This is a genomic window from Cupriavidus sp. GW823-FHT06D04 (assembly GCF_058795055.1).
This window is the reverse complement of sequence record NZ_JBXAHL010000031.1, coordinates 24,854-44,895: the sequence shown is the minus strand read 5'-3', so window position 1 is coordinate 44,895 and position 20,042 is coordinate 24,854. Positions and strand designations below refer to the sequence as shown.

Sequence of the window (20,042 nt, the reverse complement as noted above, 5' to 3'; positions counted from 1 at the left end):
CGCCGTGCGCCGCGCCACGCGGGCTGGTGCCCGGGACAGGGTCGCCGGCGAGGTCAGTGGCCGGTGGGGACGGGATCAGGGAGTGTAAGTGATTTGCCGGACCCGCTTGGGGTACCGGTGTTTGGCCCCTGATCCGTCAGGGACATTGCGGCGATGCTGCGATCAACATCGCCCGGGCCTGCGCAAACCCGCAGCCGCGGGACGACAGCACGCGCGCTTGCCGCGCATGCCTGCATCGCCCTGCATCGAATCGCTCCGGTTTGCTGCCACTGTCCTTGCTCCTATCACCGGTCCTGGTGCGGGCCCGGCTGGTTCTGCGCGGCGATCAGCATGTGCTTGGCGATGCCGCGCAGGATATTCACTTCCTCGCGCTCCAGGCCGCTGCGTGCCAGCAGCCGGCGCAGCCGGGTCATCAGCCTGCGCGGGTTGGACGGATCGAGAAAGCCGATCGCCTCCAGGCCCGTCTGCAGATGGCCGAACATGGCCTCGACCTGCTCGGCCGTGGCCGGCTCACCAGCATAGCCGATATTGGCGCCGGCGTCCGGGGCCGCCTCCAGCAGCGCCAGCCGCAACTCGTAGGCGATGAGCTGCACCGCCTGCGCCAGGTTCAGCGAGGTATAGGCGGGATTGGCGGGGATATGGGTGACGGCGTTGCAGCGCTCGACCACTTCATTGGGCAGGCCATAACGCTCGTTGCCGAACACGAAGGCAACGCCGCCGCTGCCGGACAGCGTCTGCCGCGCACGTTCCGCGGCCGCGCGCGGCAACAGCCGCGGCGGGCCGAACTCGCGGTGGCGCGCGGTCATCGCCACGGTCAGCGCGGCGCCGGCCAGCGCCGCGTCGACCTGGTCGACGATGAGCGCGCCCGCCAGCACATCGTCGGCACCGCTGGCCATGGCGATGGCGTCGGGGTGCCGCAGCACATCCGGCTCGCGTGGCGAGACCAGCACCAGGCTGCCGAAGCCCATGGTCTTGATCGCGCGCGCCACCGAGCCCACGTTGCCCGGGTGGCTGGTTTCGACCAGCACGAAACGCACGCGGCCGAAGGCGTCGCCGCCGGGGTCTCCGCTGTTGCCATCGGCAGCGGGCTGGCTCGTATCAATTGCCGGGTTCATATACAATTCGGGGTTCTTCTTTGGCGCGGCGCCAGGTTTTTGCTTGCTCGCGAGACTCTCGCGGCACATTTGCAGCAGAACCGGCGACGCCCGACGTTCTTCTACAATCCGTTGTGTTGTCAGCTGCCCATGAGCGGGCGTGCGGCGCTTTTGCGCCCCGCCGCGTCGTCATGGCCGGCCTGGAGAGATTCATGCATCCGATGCTCAATATCGCCGTCAAGGCGGCCCGCAAGGCGGGATCCATCATCAACCGCGCGTCGCTCGACGTCGATCTGGTGCGCGTCTCGCGCAAGCAACACAACGATTTTGTCACCGAAGTGGACCGCGCCGCCGAAGCCGCGGTCATCGAGATCCTGCGCACGGCCTACCCGGAACACGGCATTTTAGCGGAAGAATCCGGCCAGTCCTGGGCCGAGGGTGAAGACACCCACGAGTACACCTGGGTCATCGACCCGCTGGACGGCACCACCAACTTCATCCACGGCTTCCCGCAATACGCGGTCTCGATCGCCCAGCTGCACCGCGGCACGCCCGTGCAGGCCGTGGTCTACGACCCGACCCGCGATGAACTCTTCACCGCCAGCAAGGGCGCCGGCGCCTTCCTGAACAACCGCCGCATCCGCGTCACGCGCCGCGACAAGCTGGCCGACTGCCTGATCGGCACCGGCTTCCCGTTCCGCGATCTGGAAGGCCTGGACGAATACATGGAATTGTTCGCGCTGATGACGCGCAGCTGCGCCGGCCTGCGCCGCCCGGGCGCAGCCGCGCTGGACCTGGCCTATGTGGCCTGCGGCCGCCTGGACGGCTTCTTCGAGCGCGGCCTGCAGCCGTGGGACATGGCTGCCGGCATGCTGCTGATCACCGAATCAGGCGGCCTGGTCGGCAACTACGCCGGCGAGCCGCGCCAGATGGAACAGGGCGAAGTGCTGGCCGGCAACCCCAAGGCGTTCGCCCAGATGGTGCGCCTGCTGTCGCCGTTCTCGCTGGACAACGCCAAGCCCGCCGCCTGACACCGGCACCTGGCCTGACGGCCAGATCAGCCATACACCGACGCCCGCCGCACCCCGGCGGGCGTTTTGCATGGTGCGCCCCGCCTGCCACCGCGCCCTGCACTGCAGACCTTTCTCATTCCCCAGACGGCCATGATCCTCGTCAAGGTCGCCCCACCCTGCCCTCCCCAAAATAAAACCATGCGCCACGCCCCGTGCGCGCGGATCCAGCAGGAGAGCCAGCATGTTTCCCGAATACCGCGACCAGATCACCACCCTGAAGACGCAGGATGCCCGCTTCGCGCGCCTGTTCCACCGCCACAACGCGCTGGACCAGGAAATCCACAACATGGAGTCGGGGCTGGTGCCGGCCTCCACCTTCGAGATCGAGCGGCTGAAGAAAGAGAAGCTCCTGCTCAAGGACCAGCTGTACGCGATCCTGCGCAACACCGCTGCCTGACGGAGGACCGCAGATGACCGATCGCGACACCATCCAGCCCTCCCAAGCCGCTACCCCGCCACGTGCCCGCGCCACGGCCAGGGGCGACGTGCTGCCCACCAACTCGGCGCTTTCAGCCCAGCGCAATGAAGTCGACAGCGCCGTCGACGCCGCGGTGCAGCTGGTGGCCAGCAGCATGCAGGACATCCTGGCCAGCCGCGCCGGCCACAGCGCCGACATGCTCGACGCCGTGCGCACGCTGCTTGACGGCCTGGCGCCCGACGAAGCAGCGCAGTTGCGCAGCCTGATCCTCGAAGGCGATCCCGCCGCGTGGCAGGCCGGCCGCAAGCGCCATCCGGACGACGAGCTGTCCGCGGGCTGGCGCGAAGGCGCGTACCCGTACCAGAACCTGATGTCGCGGCGCAATTACGAAAAGCAGAAGTACCGCCTGCAGGTGGAGCTGGCCCCTATGTTCAAGCACATCCTGCTGCCCGTCGACGGTTCCGAGCTTTCCCACAAGGCCGTGTCCGCCGCCATCCAGTTTGCCCGCACTGCCGCGGCGCGCCTGACGCCCTACATGTGCGTGGAGACCTACCCCTACATGGTGGGCAGCGACAGCACCCATGAGCGGCGCGAGGTATTCCAGCAACGCGTGGAGGCACTGGCGCGCCAGGAACTGGCCAAGATCGAGGCCGCGGCGGCAATGGCCGGCGTCCCCTGCGCGGGCCACGTCTCGGCCGCCAGCGCCCCGTATCACGGCATCATCAACGCCGCCCGGGACCTGGGTTGCGACGTCATCTTCATGGCCTCGCACGGCCGCAAGGGCATCAGCGGGCTGCTGCTGGGCAGCGAGACGCAGAAGGTGCTGACCCACAGCGACGTGCCGGTGCTGGTGTTCCGCTGACGGCACGCCGCCGACCCCGCCGCCGGGCCAGATCCGGCCCACGCGGCGCGGCAACCGCTGCCCCGTGCTGTACCATATCGCCCATATTCGAAAACGCCCCTTCGCGCCACGGCCCCAGGCCGCTGGATGACCGCCCGGACGCCCCGCGCGGCCGCCACCCGGCTTGCGCAAGGCGGCGATCCGAGCGGAGCGGGCAGCATCAGGCAGGCCCACCGCCAGACAGGCTAAATGGCAATGGGATTGCAGAAGAAAACCGACCCGGAACAGGCGCAGGCAGATTCGGCCGCGAGCCGCCACACGCCAATGATGCAACAGTATCTCCGCATCAAGGCAGACCACCCCGACACCCTGCTGTTCTACCGCATGGGTGACTTCTACGAACTCTTCCACGACGATGCCGAAAAAGCCGCGCGCCTGCTCGACATCACGCTGACCGCGCGCGGCGCATCCAACGGAGTGCCGATCCGCATGGCCGGCATCCCCTTCCATTCGGCGGACCAGTACCTGGCGCGCCTGGTGAAGCTGGGCGAATCCGTGGCGATCTGCGAGCAGATCGGCGACCCGGCCACCAGCAAGGGGCCGGTGGAGCGCAAGGTGGTGCGCATCGTCACCCCCGGCACGCTGACCGATGCCGCGCTGCTGCCGGACAAGGCCGATACCTTCCTGATGGCAGTGCACCAGCAGACCACGCGCCGCGGCGTCAGCAAGACCGGGCTGGCGTGGCTGAACCTGGCCAGCGGCGAGCTGCGCCTGATGGAATGCGAAGCGGCGCAACTGGGCCGCGAACTGGAGCGCATCCGCCCGGCCGAGCTGCTGTATGCCGACGGCATCGAGCTGCCCGCGCTGGCGTGCGCGCGTACCCGCCTGCCCGAATGGCATTTCGACCAAGACGCCGGCACGCGCCGGCTGCGCGAGCAGCTGGGCGTGGCCAGCCTGGACCCGTTCGGCTGTGCCGGGCTGGGTGCCGCGCTGGGCGCGGCCGGCGCGCTGCTGAACTACGCCGCCACCACGCAGGGCCAGTCGCTGCGCCATGTGCAGGGCGTGAAGGTGGAGCGCGAATCAGAGTACGTCGGCCTGGATTCCGCCACCCGGCGCAACCTGGAGCTGACCGAGACCCTGCGCGGCGGCGAGTCGCCGACGCTGTTCTCGCTGCTGGACACCTGCTGCACGGCCATGGGCAGCCGCGCGCTGCGCCACTGGCTGCACCACCCGCTGCGCGACCCGGCGCTGCCGCAGGCACGCCAGCAGGCCATCGGCGTGCTGATCGACCTGGGCACCGATGCCTTGCGCACGGCGCTGCGCCGGCTGGCGGACGTTGAGCGCATCACCTCGCGGCTGGCGCTGCTCAATGCGCGGCCGCGCGACCTGTCCTCGCTGCGCGACACCTTGCGCGCGCTGCCTGAGGTGCAGGCCTGCATCCGCGACGACCAGGGCAGCACCCTGCTGGCGCAGACCCTGCACGACCTGGCCGTGCCGCAGGACTGCCTGGACCTGCTGGTGCGCGCCGTGGCCGAAGAGCCGGCCACGGTGGTGCGCGACGGCGGCGTGATTGCGCGCGGCTACGATGCCGGCCTGGATGAACTGCGCGACATCTCCGAGAACTGCGGCCAGTTCCTGATCGACCTGGAAACGCGCGAACGCGCCCGCACCGGCATTGCCAACCTGCGCGTCGAGTTCAACCGCGTGCATGGCTTCTATATCGAGGTCACCAACGGCCAGGCCGACAAGGTGCCCGACGACTACCGCCGCCGCCAGACGCTGAAGAATGCCGAGCGCTATATCACGCCTGAGCTGAAGGCCTTCGAAGACAAGGCGCTGTCGGCGCAGGACCGCGCGCTCGCGCGCGAGAAGCAGCTCTACGACGGCCTGCTGCAGGCGCTGCTGCCGCATATCGGCGAGCTCCAGCGGGTGGCGGGCGCGCTGGCGCGCCTGGACGTGCTGACGGCACTGGCCGAGCGCGCGCAGACGCTGGACTGGTCCGCGCCGGAGCGCGTCGCCGAGAACGTGGTCGACATCGTGCAGGGCCGCCATCCGGTGGTCGAAGGCCAGCTCGCGGCGGAGTCGGTGGCGTTCATCGCCAACGACTGCCAGCTCAATGAAGCGCGCAAGCTCTTGCTGATCACCGGCCCGAACATGGGCGGCAAGTCGACCTTCATGCGCCAGACCGCACTGATCGTGCTGCTGGCCTGTGTCGGCGCCTACGTGCCGGCGCGGCGCGCCGTGATCGGGCCGATCGACCGCATCTTTACCCGCATCGGCGCCGCCGATGACCTCGCGGGCGGCCGCTCAACCTTCATGGTGGAGATGACCGAGGCCGCCGGCATCCTGCACCACGCGACCCCGGCTTCGCTGGTGCTGATGGACGAGATCGGACGCGGCACGTCGACCTTCGACGGGCTGGCGCTGGCCTGGGCCATCGCGCGCCACCTGCTGTCGCACAACCGCAGCCATACCCTCTTCGCCACGCATTACTTCGAGCTGACACAGCTGCCGCAAGAGTTCCCGCAGGCAGCCAACGTGCACCTGTCGGCAGTCGAGCATGGCGACGGCATTGTCTTCCTGCACGCGGTGCAGGACGGCCCTGCCAGCCAGAGCTACGGCCTGCAGGTAGCGCAGCTGGCCGGCGTGCCGCAGCCGGTGATCCGCGCCGCGCGCAAGCACCTGGCCTGGCTGGAGCAGCAATCGGCCGACGCCACGCCCACACCGCAGCTGGACCTGTTCGCGGCGCCGCCAACGCCAGAGGACGACGAGGACGACTTCGGCGCCGCCCCGGCGACCGTGTCCGGGCCGCTGGCGCCCGCGCTCGCACCCGAACAGGCCGCGCTGGTCGATGCGCTGGCCGGCCTGGACCCCGACACCCTGACGCCGCGCGCCGCACTGGAGGCGCTGTACCGGCTCAAGGCACTGGCAGGCGAGGCGCTCGACGCCGCATGAACGCTGCGCGCCGTGCCCTGCTTGCCATGCTGCTGCCGCTGCTTTGCACGGCCGGCATGGCATCGGCCGCGCCCGCGGGCCGCAGCGCCAAGGCCCCGGCCAGGCCACAGCTGACGCGCATCGCGCTGATCGCCGACCTGCCCCAGTGGCCGGCCGCGGAGGCCAACGCGGCAGCACTGCTCGACTACTTCGGCGAGCGCAAGCTGGACCTGGTCATTCATGCCGGCGGCATCAAGGGCGATACGGAATCGTGCAGCGATGCTGTGCTGGGCAGCCGCCAGCAACTGCTGAACCAGTCGCCGCTACCGCTGGTCTACGTGCCCGGCGAGACCGACTGGTCCGAATGCCGGCTGCCGGTCAACGGCGGCTTTGACGCGGTCGAGCGCCTGAACCGGCTGCGTGAGCTGTTCTTCCCTGAAGACGCCACGCTCGGCCGGCATCCGCGGCCGCTGCTGCGGCAGTCGGACCAGGCGCTGTTCCGCAGTTTCCGCGAGAACATGCGCATGGAGGTGGGCGATATCCTGCTCGTCGGCATGAACCTGCCGGGCGACAACAACCACTACCGCGACGAAGGCGGGCGCAACGGCGAGTTCGAGGACCGGCGCGAGGCCAACCGCCAGTGGCTGGCGCGCGCGTTCTCGGTGGCGCGGCAACGCGACCTGAACGGCATCGTGGTGGTGGTCCACGCCGACCCGCATTTTGCCAACGGCTGGGAGAAGAAAGGCCGCCCGACGCTGCTCGACGGCTTCATGCGCCACCGCACCCGCGATGGCTACCTGGAATTCAAGCGCCAGCTGCGCGAGCTGGCCGGTCGTTTCCGCGGCCAGGTGCTGCTGGTGCATGCTGGCGGAAACGGGGCCAACGGGGCCGACAACGGCTTCGGCATCGACAAGCCGCTGCGCGATGCGGCCGGCAAGGTCATGCAGAACTTCACGCGCGTGTCGCTGCCCACCGACACGGTCGCGCAATGGGCCGAGCTGGTGATCACGCCAGGCGCGGCGTCACCGTTCGCGGTCATGCTCAAGGACGCACCGGTGTTGCACTGAGGCGGCTTGCCGGCCGAAAACGAAAAAGCCGGCTGCGGCCGGCTTTTTCTTGGGGTGCGGAATACGATCCGTGCAGCGCGATCAGTGCAGCGTGCGCGGCGTGTCGTCGTCCTCGTCCTCATCCACGACTTCAACGCCCGAGGCGCCATGGGCGTGGCCGTGCTCGATTTCTTCGGCGGTGGCCTCGCGGACTTCGGAGACCTTCAGCCAGAAGCGCAGCGCCATGCCGGCCAGCGGATGGTTGCCATCCAGCACGACCTTGTCCTCGGCCACGTCGGTCACGGTGTAGATGACGGAGTCCTCTTCGTCGCCGTCCTCGGGCATGCCTTCGAACTGCATGCCGACTTCCAGCGGCTCGGGGAAGCGGTTGCGCGGCTCGACCTTCACCATATCGGCGTCGTAGTCGCCGAACGCGTCTTCCGGCTCCAGCTGCAGCTGGGTCTCGAAGCCCGCGTCATGACCGTCGAGCGCTTCCTCGATCTTGGGGAACGTGCCATCATACCCGCCGTGCAAATAAACCATGGCTTCATCTGACTCCTCGATCAGATTGCCTTGTGTGTCCGATAGCTTGTACATCACGGACACCACAGTATTCTTAGCGATTTTCAATTCTTGACTCCATGAACGATTCCGCATTATACGCGCAGGCCCTGCCCCCTGGCCCCGTCGATCCAGACACTCCGCTCGACCTGCTTGGTGGCATGACGCCTGCTGCATTCATGCGGGATGTCTGGCATCGCAAGCCCCTGGTGATTCGACAGGCAGTACCCGGAATCGTGCCGCCTGTGTCGCGCGAGGCGCTTTTCGACCTGGCCGACAGCGACGACGTCGAATCGCGCCTGGTGACGCACTTCCGCAACCGCTGGAAACTCGCGCATGGCCCATTTGCGCGCGAAAACCTGCCCGGCGTCAAGACCCGCCAGTGGACCCTGCTGGTGCAAGGGGTAAATCTGCACGACGCCGCCGCGGCGGAGCTGATGGGCCGCTTCCGTTTCGTGCCCGATGCGCGCCTAGACGACCTGATGATCAGCTACGCCACCGACGGCGGCGGCGTGGGCCCGCACTTCGATTCCTACGACGTGTTCCTGCTGCAAGTCTCGGGCCGGCGCCGCTGGCGCATTTCGTCGCAGACCAGCCTTGAGCTGATCCCGGACATGCCGCTGAAGATCCTCGCCGACTTCAACGCGGAACAGGAATGGGTGCTCGAACCCGGCGACATGCTCTACCTGCCGCCGCAATATGCGCACGATGGCATTGCCGAGGGCGAATGCATGACCTGCTCGATCGGCTTCCGCGCGCCGGCCTACCGCGAACTGGCCGGGCATTTCCTGGCCTGGCTGTCTGAAACGGTCGAAGACAACGAAGACCTCGGCGGCCGTTATGCCGACGCCGGCGAGCGCGCCGCCACGCGGCCCGCGCAGTTGCCCGCCGGCATGGCCAAGGCAGTTGCCGAGCGGCTCAAGGCGCTGCAATGGAATAGCCAGATGGTGTCTGAATTCCTCGGCAGCCATCTGTCAGAACCCAAGCCTGGCGTGGAATTCGCAGAGATACCTGACATGCCGTTGCGCCGTTATGCGACACTGGCGGCCCGCCATGGCGTCGTCCTGCCATCGGCATCGATTGCGCTTTACGACCGCGCGAATTTCTTCCTCAATGGAGAAGCCTACGAGCCGCCGGCCGAACTGATGCAGTGGCTGAAAAAGTTGGCCGATTATCGGCAACTTAGTGGCGAAGATGTTGCGGCTTGCGCGGATCTACCCGATCTGATGGAAACTTTCCATCACTGGACGCTGGAAGGATGGCTGCAATTGGGACCGCGGCTGTAATAATGCGTAACATTGCGAATCAGTAAATTTCGGCGCTACACAAGCCGGGAAAACGCGGATATAATCGTTGGCTGGCTAGTACTGTGGACCATTGCATTTGTCGGGACCCGGGAGGGCCTCTATTTTGCAGTTCAAGAGCGATAATTACCGGTAATTATTCATCGCCTGTTTTCCGTTATTACAAGTTAAAGGACGAACAATGAAGAAGTCTCTCCTGATCGCATCGCTGCTGGCCGCTGTTGCTCTCGCCGCTTGCGGCAAGAAGGAAGAAGCTGCCGCTCCGGCCGCTGAAACGGCTGCTCCGGCTGCTGCCGCTCCGGCTGCTGAAGCTTCGGCTCCCGCTGCTGCAGCCCCGGCTGCTGCCGCTGCTGACGCTTCGGCTCCCGCTGCTGAAGCCCCGGCTGCTGCCGCTGCTGACGCTTCGGCTCCGGCTGCCAAGCAGTAATCGGTTCCTGACCGATGAAAAAACCGGCCTTCGGGCCGGTTTTTTTATTTGGGCGCCGCTACCGCACTGCGCCCTGCTGCATCCAGGTATCCCTCAGACGCGCACTGCCTGCCAGTCCAGGCCCTCGTCCTGGTCTGCCACCAGCACCTCGGACGGCAGCGCACCCAATGCCACCGCCAGCGCCCCGGTTGCCAGCTCACGCGTATTGTTCTGCTTGCTGAGGTGGGCCGCGACCACGCGGTTCAGGCCGGCATGGGCAACTTGCGCCAGGATGCTGGCCGCCACTTCATTGGCCAGGTGGCCGAAGTCCCCGCCAATGCGCCGCTTCAGCGAAGCCGGATAGACCGAATTGCGCAGCATCTCGCGGTCATGGTTGCATTCCAGCACCAGCGCATCCACGCCTGCCAGGCGCGCCGTCACGTAGGGCGTCTCCATGCCCGCATCGGTCAGCACGCCCAGCCTCGCCTGCCCGTCCGACAAGACGAACTGCACCGGCTCGCGCGCATCGTGCGGCACGGTGTACGGCAGCACCTGCAGTCCGCCGATGGCAAAGGCATGGTCGGCGCAGCAGACGCGCACATCGGCCGCATCGGCGCCACGCAGGTGCGAAGTCGCCAGCCAGGTACCGTGGCTGGTGTAGACCGCCAGGCGATGGCGGGCTGCAAAGGCATAGGCCGAGCCGACGTGGTCGCCATGCTCGTGCGTGACCAGCACGGCGTCGAGCTGGTCCGGCGCGACGCCCAGGCGCTCCAGGCGCCGGGCGGTCTCGCGGATGCCGAAGCCGCAGTCCAGCAGCACGCGCGTGGTGGTGGTGTCTTCGCGGGATTCGATCAGCAGCGAGTTGCCCTCGCTGCCGCTGCCGAGGAAGGCGAAGCGCATCATGGCCGCGCCCTCCCCGCCAGGCACCGGCCAGGAAGGCCGGCTGGCAAGCCAGCAGTCATGCGCCGGCTCAGTGCAGTTGCTCGTCGATCAGCGACAGAATGCGCTTGCCGATTTCGCCGTTCTCAGGCTGGCCGGCATCGTTGAGCACCGTCACCAGCGTGCCGCTGCCCGTGCCCTTGAGCGCCACGCGATACTTCTTGGCGGTCTTGGAATCTTCCGGCTTGGTGAACAGCTTGGAGAAGAAGCCACGGCTGTCGGCAACGGTGCGCGGGTCGACATAGCGCACGTAGTACAGGCCCTGGCCACGGTCGCGGTCTTCCACGGTGAAGTTCACGCGGTCCAGCGACAGGCCGACCGAGCGCCAGGCGCGGTCGAACGGTTCGGGCAGCTGCAGCGCCGGGGCGCCGTTGACCTGGGACAGGTACGACTTGGCCGGCGCGGCGCCATCGGCACCAGCGGCGGCTGCGGTGCCGGCAGCGGCGGCCGTGCCCGCAGCGGCTGCGGCATTGCCCGCCGCCGCCGGGTTCTTGGCCATGCGGTCGGCCTGTTCCTTCTGCACGCCCAGGCGCTGGGCCAGGCGCGACAGGAATTCGGCTTCCAGCTCAGGATCGGCCGGACGCGGGGTCCAGACCGTGCTCGACTTGTCGATGCCGGTCAGCTGCTCCTGCGCGCCGCGGTGGCTGATGAAGACCTCCAGCGTGCCATTCTGCGAGCGCTCGACGCGGGTGCGGAACTTGTCGCGCTCCGAGGTCGAGTACAGGCCGTCGAAGACCTTGCCGATGGTGTTGCGGATGATGTCCTGCGGGATCTTGGCGCGGTTCTCGGCCCAGTCCGTTTCCATGATGCCGGTCTCGGGCGAGTCCTGCACCAGCAGGAATCCGCTTTCCTGCCAGAAGCCGCGCAGCTGCTGCCACAGCTGGTCGCCGCGCATGCCGTTGCTGATCACCAGCCAGCGCTGGTTGCCATCACGCTCCATGCGGATGCCCTGGGCGGAGGGCAGCACGTTCTCGCTCGGGGATTGCTCGCGCACCTTGGTGGCCTGGCTGTACGTCGACAGCGTCGAGGTGCCGTTCGCATCGGGCACCGAATAGCGGCGATCGCCCTCCAGCTTGGTCAGGTCGGGCGGGATATCCAGCGTAGGCGTGCGCTTCGAGGCCGACGACTTGTAGTCGATCTTGTCCGGCTGCATCGCTTCGTTGATGCTGCTGCAGCCGGTGATCACGCCAGCGGCGAGCACGGGCACAACCAGGGCGGCGCGGCGGACTTGCGTCGCGCCGCGGCGGTTAAGCTTCAGTTTCATTGACACGCAATCCTAGTAGGTGAGGCGACAGCAGGACGCCGCGAAAGATCAGGCCAGCAGGCCGGCGGCGGCCAGTGCCTTGCGTACATAGTCGTGGTTGGCCTCGGACAGAGGGGTCAGCGGCAGGCGGATACCGCCTTCCATCCTGCCCATCTGCTGGAGCGCCCACTTGACCGGGATCGGGTTGGCCTCGATGAACATGGCCTTGTTCAGCCCGATCAGTTCCATGTGCAGGCGGCGCGCGGTGACGACGTCGCCCTTGAGCGCCGCGACGCACATCTCGTGCATCTTGCGCGGTGCCACGTTGGCGGTGACCGAGATATTACCGTGGCCGCCCAGCAGGATCAGCGCCACCGCGGTGGGGTCATCGCCGCTGTAGATGGCAAAGCCTTCCGGCGCGTCCTTGATCAGCTGCGCGGCGCGGTCGATATTGCCCGTCGCTTCCTTGACGCCGACGATGCCCGGCACCTGCGCCAGGCGCAGGATGGTCTCGTTGTTCATGTCCGCGACCGTACGGCCCGGCACGTTGTACAGCAGCACCGGCAGCTCCACCGCTTCGGCGATGGTGCGGAAATGCCGGTACATGCCTTCCTGGGTCGGCTTGTTGTAGTACGGCACGACCTGCAGCGACGCATCGGCGCCCACCTTCTTGGCGAAGGCGGTCAGCTCGATGGCCTCCTTGGTGGAGTTGCCGCCGGTGCCCGCGATGATCGGAATGCGCTTGCCGGCCTGTTCCACGGCAACGCGGATCAGTTCGCAGTGCTCCTCGACGGAAACCGTCGGGGACTCGCCGGTGGTGCCCACGATCACGATGCCGTCGGTGCCTTCGGCCACGTGCCAGTCGACCAATGCGCGCAGGGCCGGGAAGTCCAGGCTGCCGTCTTCATGCATCGGGGTAACGATGGCGACGATGCTGCCGGTAATCTGTGTCATAACGTTAAGGAATTCGGGATGCGAATAACGGGATTGTACCGGAACCGCAGGCCGCTTCGACCGCCGCCCGGACAGGGGTTGATACCAACTGTTTCAACGTGTGCAGCGGCATTCTCGCCGACAGCGCCATGGCTGGCTCAGGCGTCGAGCCGGTAGCGTGCCGGCGCGGGCGCATCGGCGCCCGCAGCCGCCTCGCGCACCGCACATATCCGCTGCATGAAGGCTGTTTTCGGCACTTCGACCAGGCCATCCTCATAGGCGACCACGCGCAGGCCATACTGGCGCGCCACTTCGAGCAATTCGCCCGGCCGCAGCAGGAAATCCGGCCGCGACGGCTTGCCGACGGTTTCATTGCCGGCAGCAAAAGTTTCGTAGATCCACACGCCGCCGGGCGCCAGCGCCGCCGCCAAGTGCGGCCACAGCGGCCGGTGCAGGTAATTGGTGACGACGATGGCGTCGAACGGCGCCTCGCCGGCCAGCGGCCAGGCGCCCTGCTCCAGGTCGGCCACCCTGCCGGTCACGCCGGCCGGCAGGCCGGCGATGGCCTCGGCGTCGCGGTCGACGGCCAGCACCGCATGGCCGCGCGCCGCCAGCCAGGCGGCATGGCGGCCGCTGCCGCAGGCCAGGTCCAGCACCCGCGCGCCGGGGCGCAGCAGGTGGGCCCAGCGGGCAACCCAGGGGGACGGGGCAGAAATCCCAGTATGCATCATGGCGTTCCCCGGCACGTCAATGCAGCAGCATCACGATCGGGCGCAGCAGCAGCTCGATCAGCGACATCAGCACATTGACCACCGGCGTCATCCAGACCGTGGTGATCACCCCCGCGGCCACCAGCGCCAGCACCACGAAGATGCCGTACGGCTCGATGCGCGACACCGCGCGGGCAATGCCCTGCGGCAGCAGCGCGGTCAGCACGCGGCCGCCGTCCAGCGGCGGCACCGGAAACAGGTTGAAGGCCGCCACCACCAGGTTGACGCGCACGCCCGCCAGCGCCATCTCGCCGAAAAACGGCTCGCGCACGCCGCCCCAGGTCAGGCCGATGGCCAGCAGCACCCAGACGAAGGCCTGCACCACATTGCTGGCCGGCCCCGCCAGCGCCACCCACATGCCGTGCCAGCGCGGGTTGCGCAGGCGCTCGAACGCCACCGGCACCGGCTTGGCGTAGCCGAACACGAACTGGCCGCTGGTCATGATGTAGAGCAGCAGCGGCACCGCGATGGTGCCGATCGGATCGATATGGCGGATCGGGTTCAGGCTGACGCGCCCGAGCGCATAGGCCGTGTCGTCGCCGAAAAGCTTGGCCACGTAGCCGTGCGAGGCCTCATGCAGCGTGATGGCGAACAGCACCGGCAGGGCATAGACCGCGAAGGTCTGGATAAGGGAGGAATCCATGGTCCCTATTGTAACGGCCCGGCGCCGCCCGGGCGCACGCTTGTGCACCCGCCAGGCGGGGTGGCAGCGCCCGGGGGAACTCAGAGCCCGAAGCGCTCGACGTCGCCGCGGCCCGCGCGGATCAGCTCGGGCTCGCCGCTGGTCAGGTCGATCACCGTGGTCGGCTGCGCCGGCGCCGGGCCGCCGCACACCACCAGGTCAAGCTGCTTCTCCAGCCGCGCGCGGATTTCCGCCGGGTCGTTGAGCGGCGCTTCGTCGCCCGGCATCTGCAGCGTGGCCGAGATCAGCGGCTCGCCGGTTTCGCCCAGCAGCGCCAGCGGAATCGCGTGTTCGGGCACGCGCACGCCGATGGTCTTGCGCGCCGGGTGCGACAGCCGCCGCGGCACTTCCTTGGTCGCCTCCAGGATGAACACGTAGGGGCCCGGCGTGGCGCCCTTGAGCCAGCGGTACTGCCGGTTGTCGACGCGGGCAAAGTTGCCGAGCTCGGACAGGTCGCGGCACATCAGCGTCAGGTGGTGGCGGTCATCGATGCCGCGCAGCCGGCGCAGGCGCTCGACGGCGCCCTTGTCGTCGAGCCGGCAGGCCAGCGCATAGCTGGAATCGGTCGGCAGCGCAATCAGGCCGCCCTTCTGCAGGATCTGGGCGGCCTGCTTGACCAGGCGCGACTGCGGATTGAGCGGATGGATCTCGAAGTACTGTGACATGGACCAGGGAGGCGGATTCGGACGGATCGGAGCGGAATCTGGGGGGTACCCCGGCCAGGCCGGGCTTGCGCCTACCAGTCGTGCCAGACCGGCGTCACCGTCGGCGGCAGCGGCGGCAGCTTGCCCAGCTCGACGCGCCCTTCGCCGGGGCCGTGGAAGTCCGTGCCGCGCGAGGCCAGCAGCCCGTAGTGGCGGGCCACCTCGGCATAGCGGCGGTACTGGTCGGGCGTGTGGCTGCCGGTCACGACCTCGACGGCGCCACCGCCCAGCGCAGTGAACTCATCGAACAGCGCGTCGTGCTGGGTATCGGTGTAATGGTAGCGGCCCGGGTGCGCCATCACCGCGATGCCGCCGGCGGCGCGGATCCAGCCGACTGCGTCGGCCAGGCTGGCCCAGCGGTGGCCGACATAGCCGGGGCGGCCTTCCGACAGGTACTCGCTGAAGACCTCGCCCACGGTGGCGCAACGGCCCTGGTCGACCAGCCAGCGCGCAAAGTGCGTGCGCGAGATCAGGTCCGGGTTGCCCACGTGCTGCAGCGCCCCTTCATAGGCGCCGGTGATGCCCACCTTTGCCAGCGCGTCAGCGATATCGCGCGCGCGGCGCGCGCGGCCCGAGCGGGTATCGGTCAGGCCGTCGATCAGTTCCGGGCAGTGCGGGTCGATCTGCAGCCCGACGATATGCACGGTCTGCCCGGCCCAGGTCACCGAGATCTCCACGCCAGGCACATAGCGCATGCCGAATTCCTCGGCCGCGGCACGCGCCTCGGCCTGCCCGCCCAGTTCGTCGTGGTCGGTCAGCGCCCAGAATGCGACCCCCGCGTCGCGGGCGATCTCGGCGATGGCGCGCGGCGCCAGCGTGCCGTCGGACACGGTGGAATGGCAATGCAGGTCGGCATTGATGGCGTGGGCGTTTTGCATGGAGCCATTCTACTCCCGTCGCCCCCTGCATGCGTGACGCCGGCGCACCCTGGAAAGCCCTGCCGGCAACGCTGGCGTCGGCGGAAACGGGCGATGTGCGGGGTATAGTCGGGCCTTGCACCGTCCTTTTTGCGGGCACCTGGCGTGCCCGCCACGCCCAATGCCCACCGCTACCCCCCTCACACCAGCCCCCGTCACCACCACCGATGTCCTGATCGTGGGCGCCGGCCCGGTCGGGCTCTTTGCCGCGTTCCAGGCCGGCGTGCTCGGCCTCAGATGCGAGCTGATCGATGTGCTCGACCGCGCCGGCGGCCAGTGCACCGAGCTCTACCCCGAAAAACCGATCTACGACATCCCCGCCGTGCCGGGCTGCCTGGCGCAGGACCTGGTCGACCGGCTGCTGGAGCAGTGCGCGCCGTTCGACTTCCCGATGCACTTCGGCCAGCGCGCGGAAAGCTTGTCCGAAATCCCGCGGCAGCCGGCACCTGACGGGCATGCTGCCCATGAGCGCCTGCTGGTCACCACCGACAGCGGCAAGCGCTTCGATGTGGCCGCGGTGCTGGTCTGCTCCGGCGCGGGCGCATTCGCGCCGCAGCGCGTGGCGCTGCCCGAAGCACCGGCGCTGGAAGGCCGCCACGTGCACTACGCCGTGCGCGATGTGTCGCGCTTTGCCGGCAAGCGCGTGGTGGTGGCCGGCGGCGGCGACTCGGCGCTGGACTGGGCGCTGGCGCTGCGCAAGGTGGCCGCGCGCGTGACGCTGGTGCACCGGCGCGAAGGCTTCCGCGCGGCCGACGGCACCGTCGCGGAAATGCGCGAGGCGGCGGCGGCCGGCGAGATGGATTTCGTGGTCGGCATGCTCGGCGCCCTGCGCACCGAAGGCCAGGACGGCCCGCTGACCGAGGTCGAGGTGCGCACCCGCGACGGCAGCACGGTGCTGCCCGCCGATGAACTGGTGGCGCTGTACGGCCTGGTGTCCGAGCCGGGCCCGATCGCGCAGTGGGACATGGACATGCGCGCCGGCCGCATCCTGGTCGATACCACCACCTATGAAAGCTCGCGCCGCGGCATCTTTGCCGCGGGCGATATCGCCTACTACACCAACAAGCAGAAGCTGATCCTGTCAGGCTTCCACGAGGCCGCGCTGGCATTGCGCCGCGCCTACCACTACGCCTTCCCGGAAAAGGCGCTGGTGCATGTGCACACCAGCAACAACGCCGCGCTGAAGGAAAAGCTGACGCACGCCTGAGCGGCGGCGCCGGCGCTCACACCGCGCCGCAGAACGATTCCACCAGCGCCGCCACGGCGGCGGGCTGGTCGTGATGCAGCATGTGGCCGGCATCATCGACCACCGCTTCACGGAAGTCACGGAAGGCGCGGAAGCGCTCCTTGAATTCGTCGATGGCCTGCTTGTGGGCGATATTGCGCAGCGTCTCCGAATCGCGCGCTTCCACATGCAGCACGGGCGCGCTGACCTGCTCCCAGATCGCCATCACCTCATCGAGCCGGTACAGCATCGGGTTGACCAGCTTGTGCGCCGGGTCTCCCAGGATCTCCCAGCGGCCCTCGGCATTGCGGCGCGACCAGTGCTCGGCCAGGAAGGCGGCGCGGTCGTCGGGCAGGCGCGGGTTGGTCTTCTGCAGCCGGGCGGCGACGCCGTCCACGCTGTCATACGTCTTCAGCTCCGAGCCGGTGCGCAGTTCGTCGAGCCAGCGCGCATAGCGCTTCGGCGCATGCACCGGCCGCGTCGCCGTCATGCCGAAGCCCTCCAGGTCCACCACGCGGCGCACGCGCTGCGGGCGGATGCCGGCATACAGGCAGATCACGTTGGCGCCCATGCTGTGGCCGACCAGGTCGACCTGGCCGTCGGGCTCGTAATGGTCGAGCAAGGCCTCCAGGTCGGCGATATAGTCCGCGAACCAGTACGACTGCGTGCCCGGGTAGCGCGTGGGCCAGTCGGTCTCGCCAAACCCGCGCCAGTCGGGCGCAATCACATGCCAGTCGCCGCGCAGGTGATCGACCAGGAACTGGAACGACGCGGCCACATCCATCCAGCCATGCAGCATGAACAGCTTGCGCGCGCCGGGCTTGCCCCAGTGGCGCACGTGGTAGCGCAGCCCGCGCAACGTGATAAATTCAGACCGCGAGGTTTCCTTGATTGTCATTGTCTCCACCCTGGCGCGTGGGTCTTCCTGCCGCCGGGCGCGGCGCCACGGGGGCTGGCGAGGGAAGCCCACACAAAATAGAACGATCGTTCGCTTGAGCGCATTATAGCGGCCGCCGCCATCTCGGGGGCCGCCATTGCCGCGATCCGAACCTACCGGAGACCCTGGATGGCCGCAGCTGCCTTGCCGGCAAGCCGGCGCGACGACTATCGCGCCCTGTATGAATCCTTCCGCTGGGAAATTCCCCCGCATTTCAATATCGCCGAGGCCTGCTGCGGGCGCTGGGCGCGCGACCCGGCCACGATGGACCGCATCGCGGTCTATACCGAGCACGAGGACGGCCGCCGCAACGCGCATGCCTTTGCCCATATCCAGGCCGAAGCCAACCGCCTGTCGGCGGCGCTGCGCGCACTGGGCGTGGCGCGCGGCGACCGCGTGGCAATCGTGATGCCGCAGCGGATCGAGACCGTGATCGCGCATATGGCGATCTACCAGCTCGGCGCCATCGCCATGCCGCTGTCGATGCTGTTCGGGCCCGAGGCGCTGGCCTACCGCATCGCACACAGCGAAGCCAACGTGGCGATCGCCGACGAGACTTCCATCGACAATGTGCTGGCCGCGCGCCCGGAATGCCCGACGCTGGCCACCGTGATTGCCGCCGGCGGCGCGCATGGCCGCGGCGACCACGACTGGGACGTGCTGCTGGCCGCGCAGTTGCCCGTCTTTACCGCCGAGCAGACCAAGGCTGACGAAGCCGCCGTGCTGATCTACACCAGCGGCACCACCGGTCCGCCCAAGGGCGCGCTGATCCCGCACCGCGCGCTGATCGGCAACCTGACCGGCTTTGTCTGCTCGCAGAACTGGTATCCGCGGGACGACGACGTGTTCTGGAGCCCCGCTGACTGGGCCTGGACCGGCGGCCTGTGGGATGCGCTGATGCCGGCGCTGTATTTCGGCAAACCCATCGTCGGCTACCAGGGACGCTTCTCCGCCGAGCGCGCCTTCGAGCTGCTGGAGCGCTACGCCGTCACCAACACCTTCCTGTTCCCGACCGCGCTCAAGCAGATGATGAAGGCCTGCCCCGAGCCGCGGCAGCGCTACGACATCAGGCTGCGTGCGCTGATGAGCGCCGGCGAGGCCGTGGGCGAGACCGTGTTCGGCTGGTGCCGCGATGCGCTGGGCGTGATCGTCAACGAGATGTTCGGCCAGACCGAGATCAACTACATCGTCGGCAACTGCACCGCGCAGAACGACGACAACCAGCTGGGCTGGCCGGCACGGCCGGGCTCGATGGGGCGCCCCTATCCGGGCCACCGCGTGCAGGTGATCGACGACGAAGGCCACCCCTGCCCGCCCGGCGAAGACGGCGAGGTGGCGGTGTGCGCCACCGACAGCGCCGGGCATCCGGACCCGGTGTTCTTCCTCGGCTACTGGAAGAACGAGGCCGCCACCGCGGGCAAGTACACCGAGCGCGACGGCCTGCGCTGGTGTCGCACCGGCGACCTGGCGCGCGTCGATGCCGATGGCTACCTGTGGTACCAGGGGCGTGCCGACGATGTGTTCAAGTCCTCGGGCTACCGCATCGGGCCGAGCGAGATCGAGAACTGCCTGCTCAAGCATCCGGCAGTGTCCAACTGCGCCGTGGTGCCCTCGCCCGACCCCGAGCGCGGCGCCGTGGTCAAGGCCTTCGTGGTGCTGACGCCGTCGGTGGCGCGCTCGTTCGACGGCGACGCAGCGCTGGTCACAGAGCTGCAGGCGCATGTGCGCGGCCAGCTGGCGCCGTATGAATACCCGAAGGCAATTGAGTTCATCGACCAGTTGCCGATGACCACCACCGGCAAGATCCAGCGGCGCGTGCTGCGCCTGCTGGAGGAAGAGCGCGCGGGCAAGCGCGCCTAGCCCCTACCGTTGCGCTTGAAGCGCCAGCCTCACCAATTCCACCGCGCGGCTTCAGTTCATCTTTGTCTTCAGGCTTGCTTCCAAAAAAAAACCCGCCGGCTCTGGGGCTGGCGGGGTCCGGAAATCAGCGATCCTTGCGCAAGGGTCGCTGATAA

At 68.2% G+C, this 20,042-nt stretch carries 19 protein-coding genes; 9 read left to right on the top strand and 10 right to left on the bottom strand.

The annotated features are described in order from the left end of the window. Window positions 1-284: 284 nt before the first annotated feature. Window positions 285-1,184, bottom strand: a complete 900-nt coding sequence (locus tag AC1Q7H_RS29145; RefSeq protein WP_013956227.1) for an RNA methyltransferase — start codon at window positions 1,182-1,184, stop codon at window positions 285-287. 122 nt (window positions 1,185-1,306) lie between these two features. On the opposite strand from AC1Q7H_RS29145, the gene AC1Q7H_RS29140 reads away from it, so the two are divergent. From AC1Q7H_RS29140 to AC1Q7H_RS29120, 5 genes are all read left to right on the top strand, one after another. Next, window positions 1,307-2,125, top strand: coding sequence for an inositol monophosphatase family protein (locus tag AC1Q7H_RS29140; RefSeq protein WP_013956226.1), 819 nt, complete (start codon window positions 1,307-1,309; stop codon window positions 2,123-2,125). 223 nt (window positions 2,126-2,348) lie between these two features. Beyond that, entirely contained in the window at window positions 2,349-2,564 is a 216-nt protein-coding gene (locus tag AC1Q7H_RS29135) for an HP1242/YdcH family protein (protein WP_010808971.1), read from the top strand. A 448-nt stretch (window positions 2,565-3,012) separates the two neighbouring features. Next, window positions 3,013-3,447, top strand: coding sequence for a universal stress protein (locus AC1Q7H_RS29130; RefSeq protein WP_153954433.1), 435 nt, complete (start codon window positions 3,013-3,015; stop codon window positions 3,445-3,447). Window positions 3,448-3,681: 234 nt separating this feature from the next. Further along, complete coding sequence (gene mutS, locus AC1Q7H_RS29125) at window positions 3,682-6,381, top strand: DNA mismatch repair protein MutS (protein ID WP_492382046.1); 2,700 nt, start codon at window positions 3,682-3,684, stop codon at window positions 6,379-6,381. Next, window positions 6,378-7,427, top strand: a complete 1,050-nt coding sequence (locus AC1Q7H_RS29120) for a hypothetical protein (protein ID WP_013956166.1) — start codon at window positions 6,378-6,380, stop codon at window positions 7,425-7,427. The genes mutS and AC1Q7H_RS29120 overlap by 4 nt, the downstream gene beginning before the upstream one ends. Before the next feature lie 81 nt (window positions 7,428-7,508). Here AC1Q7H_RS29120 and AC1Q7H_RS29115 read toward each other — a convergent pair whose 3' ends face one another. Beyond that, complete coding sequence (locus tag AC1Q7H_RS29115; RefSeq protein ID WP_041227837.1) at window positions 7,509-8,036, bottom strand: FKBP-type peptidyl-prolyl cis-trans isomerase; 528 nt, start codon at window positions 8,034-8,036, stop codon at window positions 7,509-7,511. A gap of 11 nt (window positions 8,037-8,047) precedes the next feature. Here AC1Q7H_RS29115 and AC1Q7H_RS29110 point away from each other — a divergent pair, with 11 nt between their 5' ends. Both AC1Q7H_RS29110 and AC1Q7H_RS29105 read left to right on the top strand, forming a co-directional pair. Next, window positions 8,048-9,253, top strand: a complete 1,206-nt coding sequence (locus AC1Q7H_RS29110; RefSeq protein WP_194946823.1) for a ribosomal protein uL16 3-hydroxylase — start codon at window positions 8,048-8,050, stop codon at window positions 9,251-9,253. A gap of 199 nt (window positions 9,254-9,452) precedes the next feature. Further along, window positions 9,453-9,698, top strand: coding sequence for a hypothetical protein (locus AC1Q7H_RS29105; RefSeq protein WP_013956163.1), 246 nt, complete (start codon window positions 9,453-9,455; stop codon window positions 9,696-9,698). A gap of 93 nt (window positions 9,699-9,791) precedes the next feature. On the opposite strand, the gene AC1Q7H_RS29100 is transcribed toward AC1Q7H_RS29105, so the two are convergent. From AC1Q7H_RS29100 to AC1Q7H_RS29070, 7 genes are all read right to left on the bottom strand, one after another. Further along, window positions 9,792-10,580 carry an MBL fold metallo-hydrolase gene (locus AC1Q7H_RS29100; RefSeq protein ID WP_153954421.1) on the bottom strand — a complete coding sequence of 263 codons (789 nt, stop codon included), beginning with the start codon at window positions 10,578-10,580 and terminating at the stop codon, window positions 9,792-9,794. Window positions 10,581-10,647: 67 nt separating this feature from the next. Beyond that, a complete protein-coding gene (gene bamC / locus AC1Q7H_RS29095) occupies window positions 10,648-11,880 on the bottom strand; it encodes an NlpB/DapX family lipoprotein (RefSeq protein ID WP_013956161.1) in 1,233 nt (410 codons plus the stop codon). Window positions 11,881-11,928: 48 nt separating this feature from the next. Further along, complete coding sequence (dapA, locus tag AC1Q7H_RS29090) at window positions 11,929-12,813, bottom strand: 4-hydroxy-tetrahydrodipicolinate synthase (protein ID WP_010808980.1); 885 nt, start codon at window positions 12,811-12,813, stop codon at window positions 11,929-11,931. A gap of 137 nt (window positions 12,814-12,950) precedes the next feature. Continuing rightward, window positions 12,951-13,523: a class I SAM-dependent methyltransferase gene (locus AC1Q7H_RS29085; RefSeq protein ID WP_013956159.1), complete on the bottom strand. Its 573-nt coding sequence runs from the start codon at window positions 13,521-13,523 to the stop codon at window positions 12,951-12,953. Window positions 13,524-13,539: 16 nt separating this feature from the next. Next, window positions 13,540-14,205 (bottom strand): site-2 protease family protein, encoded by a 666-nt coding sequence (locus tag AC1Q7H_RS29080; protein WP_013956158.1) that lies wholly within the window; start codon window positions 14,203-14,205, stop codon window positions 13,540-13,542. An 80-nt stretch (window positions 14,206-14,285) separates the two neighbouring features. Beyond that, window positions 14,286-14,909 (bottom strand): L-threonylcarbamoyladenylate synthase, encoded by a 624-nt coding sequence (locus AC1Q7H_RS29075; RefSeq protein WP_013956157.1) that lies wholly within the window; start codon window positions 14,907-14,909, stop codon window positions 14,286-14,288. Between the two features lie 71 nt (window positions 14,910-14,980). Continuing rightward, window positions 14,981-15,826, bottom strand: a complete 846-nt coding sequence (locus tag AC1Q7H_RS29070; RefSeq protein WP_013956156.1) for a 3',5'-nucleoside bisphosphate phosphatase — start codon at window positions 15,824-15,826, stop codon at window positions 14,981-14,983. A gap of 160 nt (window positions 15,827-15,986) precedes the next feature. Here AC1Q7H_RS29070 and AC1Q7H_RS29065 point away from each other — a divergent pair, with 160 nt between their 5' ends. Next, window positions 15,987-17,072: an NAD(P)/FAD-dependent oxidoreductase gene (locus AC1Q7H_RS29065; protein ID WP_013956155.1), complete on the top strand. Its 1,086-nt coding sequence runs from the start codon at window positions 15,987-15,989 to the stop codon at window positions 17,070-17,072. Window positions 17,073-17,088: 16 nt separating this feature from the next. Here the strand turns inward: AC1Q7H_RS29065 and AC1Q7H_RS29060 are convergent, their stop codons facing one another. Next, window positions 17,089-17,988, bottom strand: a complete 900-nt coding sequence (locus AC1Q7H_RS29060) for an alpha/beta fold hydrolase (RefSeq protein ID WP_013956154.1) — start codon at window positions 17,986-17,988, stop codon at window positions 17,089-17,091. Between the two features lie 168 nt (window positions 17,989-18,156). Between AC1Q7H_RS29060 and AC1Q7H_RS29055 the strand changes: the two genes are divergently transcribed. Continuing rightward, complete coding sequence (locus AC1Q7H_RS29055; protein ID WP_013956153.1) at window positions 18,157-19,887, top strand: acetate--CoA ligase; 1,731 nt, start codon at window positions 18,157-18,159, stop codon at window positions 19,885-19,887. Window positions 19,888-20,042: the final 155 nt, after the last annotated feature.

Coding starts and splice junctions, on each gene's coding strand:
- AC1Q7H_RS29145 (WP_013956227.1), bottom strand. CDS start 1,184: ATGTGCCGCGAGAGTCTCGCGAGCAAGCAAAAACCTGGCGCCGCGCCA.
- AC1Q7H_RS29140 (WP_013956226.1), top strand. CDS start 1,307: ATGCATCCGATGCTCAATATCGCCGTCAAGGCGGCCCGCAAGGCGGGA.
- AC1Q7H_RS29135 (WP_010808971.1), top strand. CDS start 2,349: ATGTTTCCCGAATACCGCGACCAGATCACCACCCTGAAGACGCAGGAT.
- AC1Q7H_RS29130 (WP_153954433.1), top strand. CDS start 3,013: ATGTTCAAGCACATCCTGCTGCCCGTCGACGGTTCCGAGCTTTCCCAC.
- mutS (WP_492382046.1), top strand. CDS start 3,682: ATGGGATTGCAGAAGAAAACCGACCCGGAACAGGCGCAGGCAGATTCG.
- AC1Q7H_RS29120 (WP_013956166.1), top strand. CDS start 6,378: ATGAACGCTGCGCGCCGTGCCCTGCTTGCCATGCTGCTGCCGCTGCTT.
- AC1Q7H_RS29110 (WP_194946823.1), top strand. CDS start 8,048: ATGAACGATTCCGCATTATACGCGCAGGCCCTGCCCCCTGGCCCCGTC.
- AC1Q7H_RS29105 (WP_013956163.1), top strand. CDS start 9,453: ATGAAGAAGTCTCTCCTGATCGCATCGCTGCTGGCCGCTGTTGCTCTC.
- AC1Q7H_RS29100 (WP_153954421.1), bottom strand. CDS start 10,580: ATGATGCGCTTCGCCTTCCTCGGCAGCGGCAGCGAGGGCAACTCGCTG.
- bamC (WP_013956161.1), bottom strand. CDS start 11,880: ATGAAACTGAAGCTTAACCGCCGCGGCGCGACGCAAGTCCGCCGCGCC.
- dapA (WP_010808980.1), bottom strand. CDS start 12,813: ATGACACAGATTACCGGCAGCATCGTCGCCATCGTTACCCCGATGCAT.
- AC1Q7H_RS29085 (WP_013956159.1), bottom strand. CDS start 13,523: ATGATGCATACTGGGATTTCTGCCCCGTCCCCCTGGGTTGCCCGCTGG.
- AC1Q7H_RS29080 (WP_013956158.1), bottom strand. CDS start 14,205: ATGGATTCCTCCCTTATCCAGACCTTCGCGGTCTATGCCCTGCCGGTG.
- AC1Q7H_RS29075 (WP_013956157.1), bottom strand. CDS start 14,909: ATGTCACAGTACTTCGAGATCCATCCGCTCAATCCGCAGTCGCGCCTG.
- AC1Q7H_RS29070 (WP_013956156.1), bottom strand. CDS start 15,826: ATGCAAAACGCCCACGCCATCAATGCCGACCTGCATTGCCATTCCACC.
- AC1Q7H_RS29065 (WP_013956155.1), top strand. CDS start 15,987: ATGCCCACCGCTACCCCCCTCACACCAGCCCCCGTCACCACCACCGAT.
- AC1Q7H_RS29060 (WP_013956154.1), bottom strand. CDS start 17,988: ATGACAATCAAGGAAACCTCGCGGTCTGAATTTATCACGTTGCGCGGG.
- AC1Q7H_RS29055 (WP_013956153.1), top strand. CDS start 18,157: ATGGCCGCAGCTGCCTTGCCGGCAAGCCGGCGCGACGACTATCGCGCC.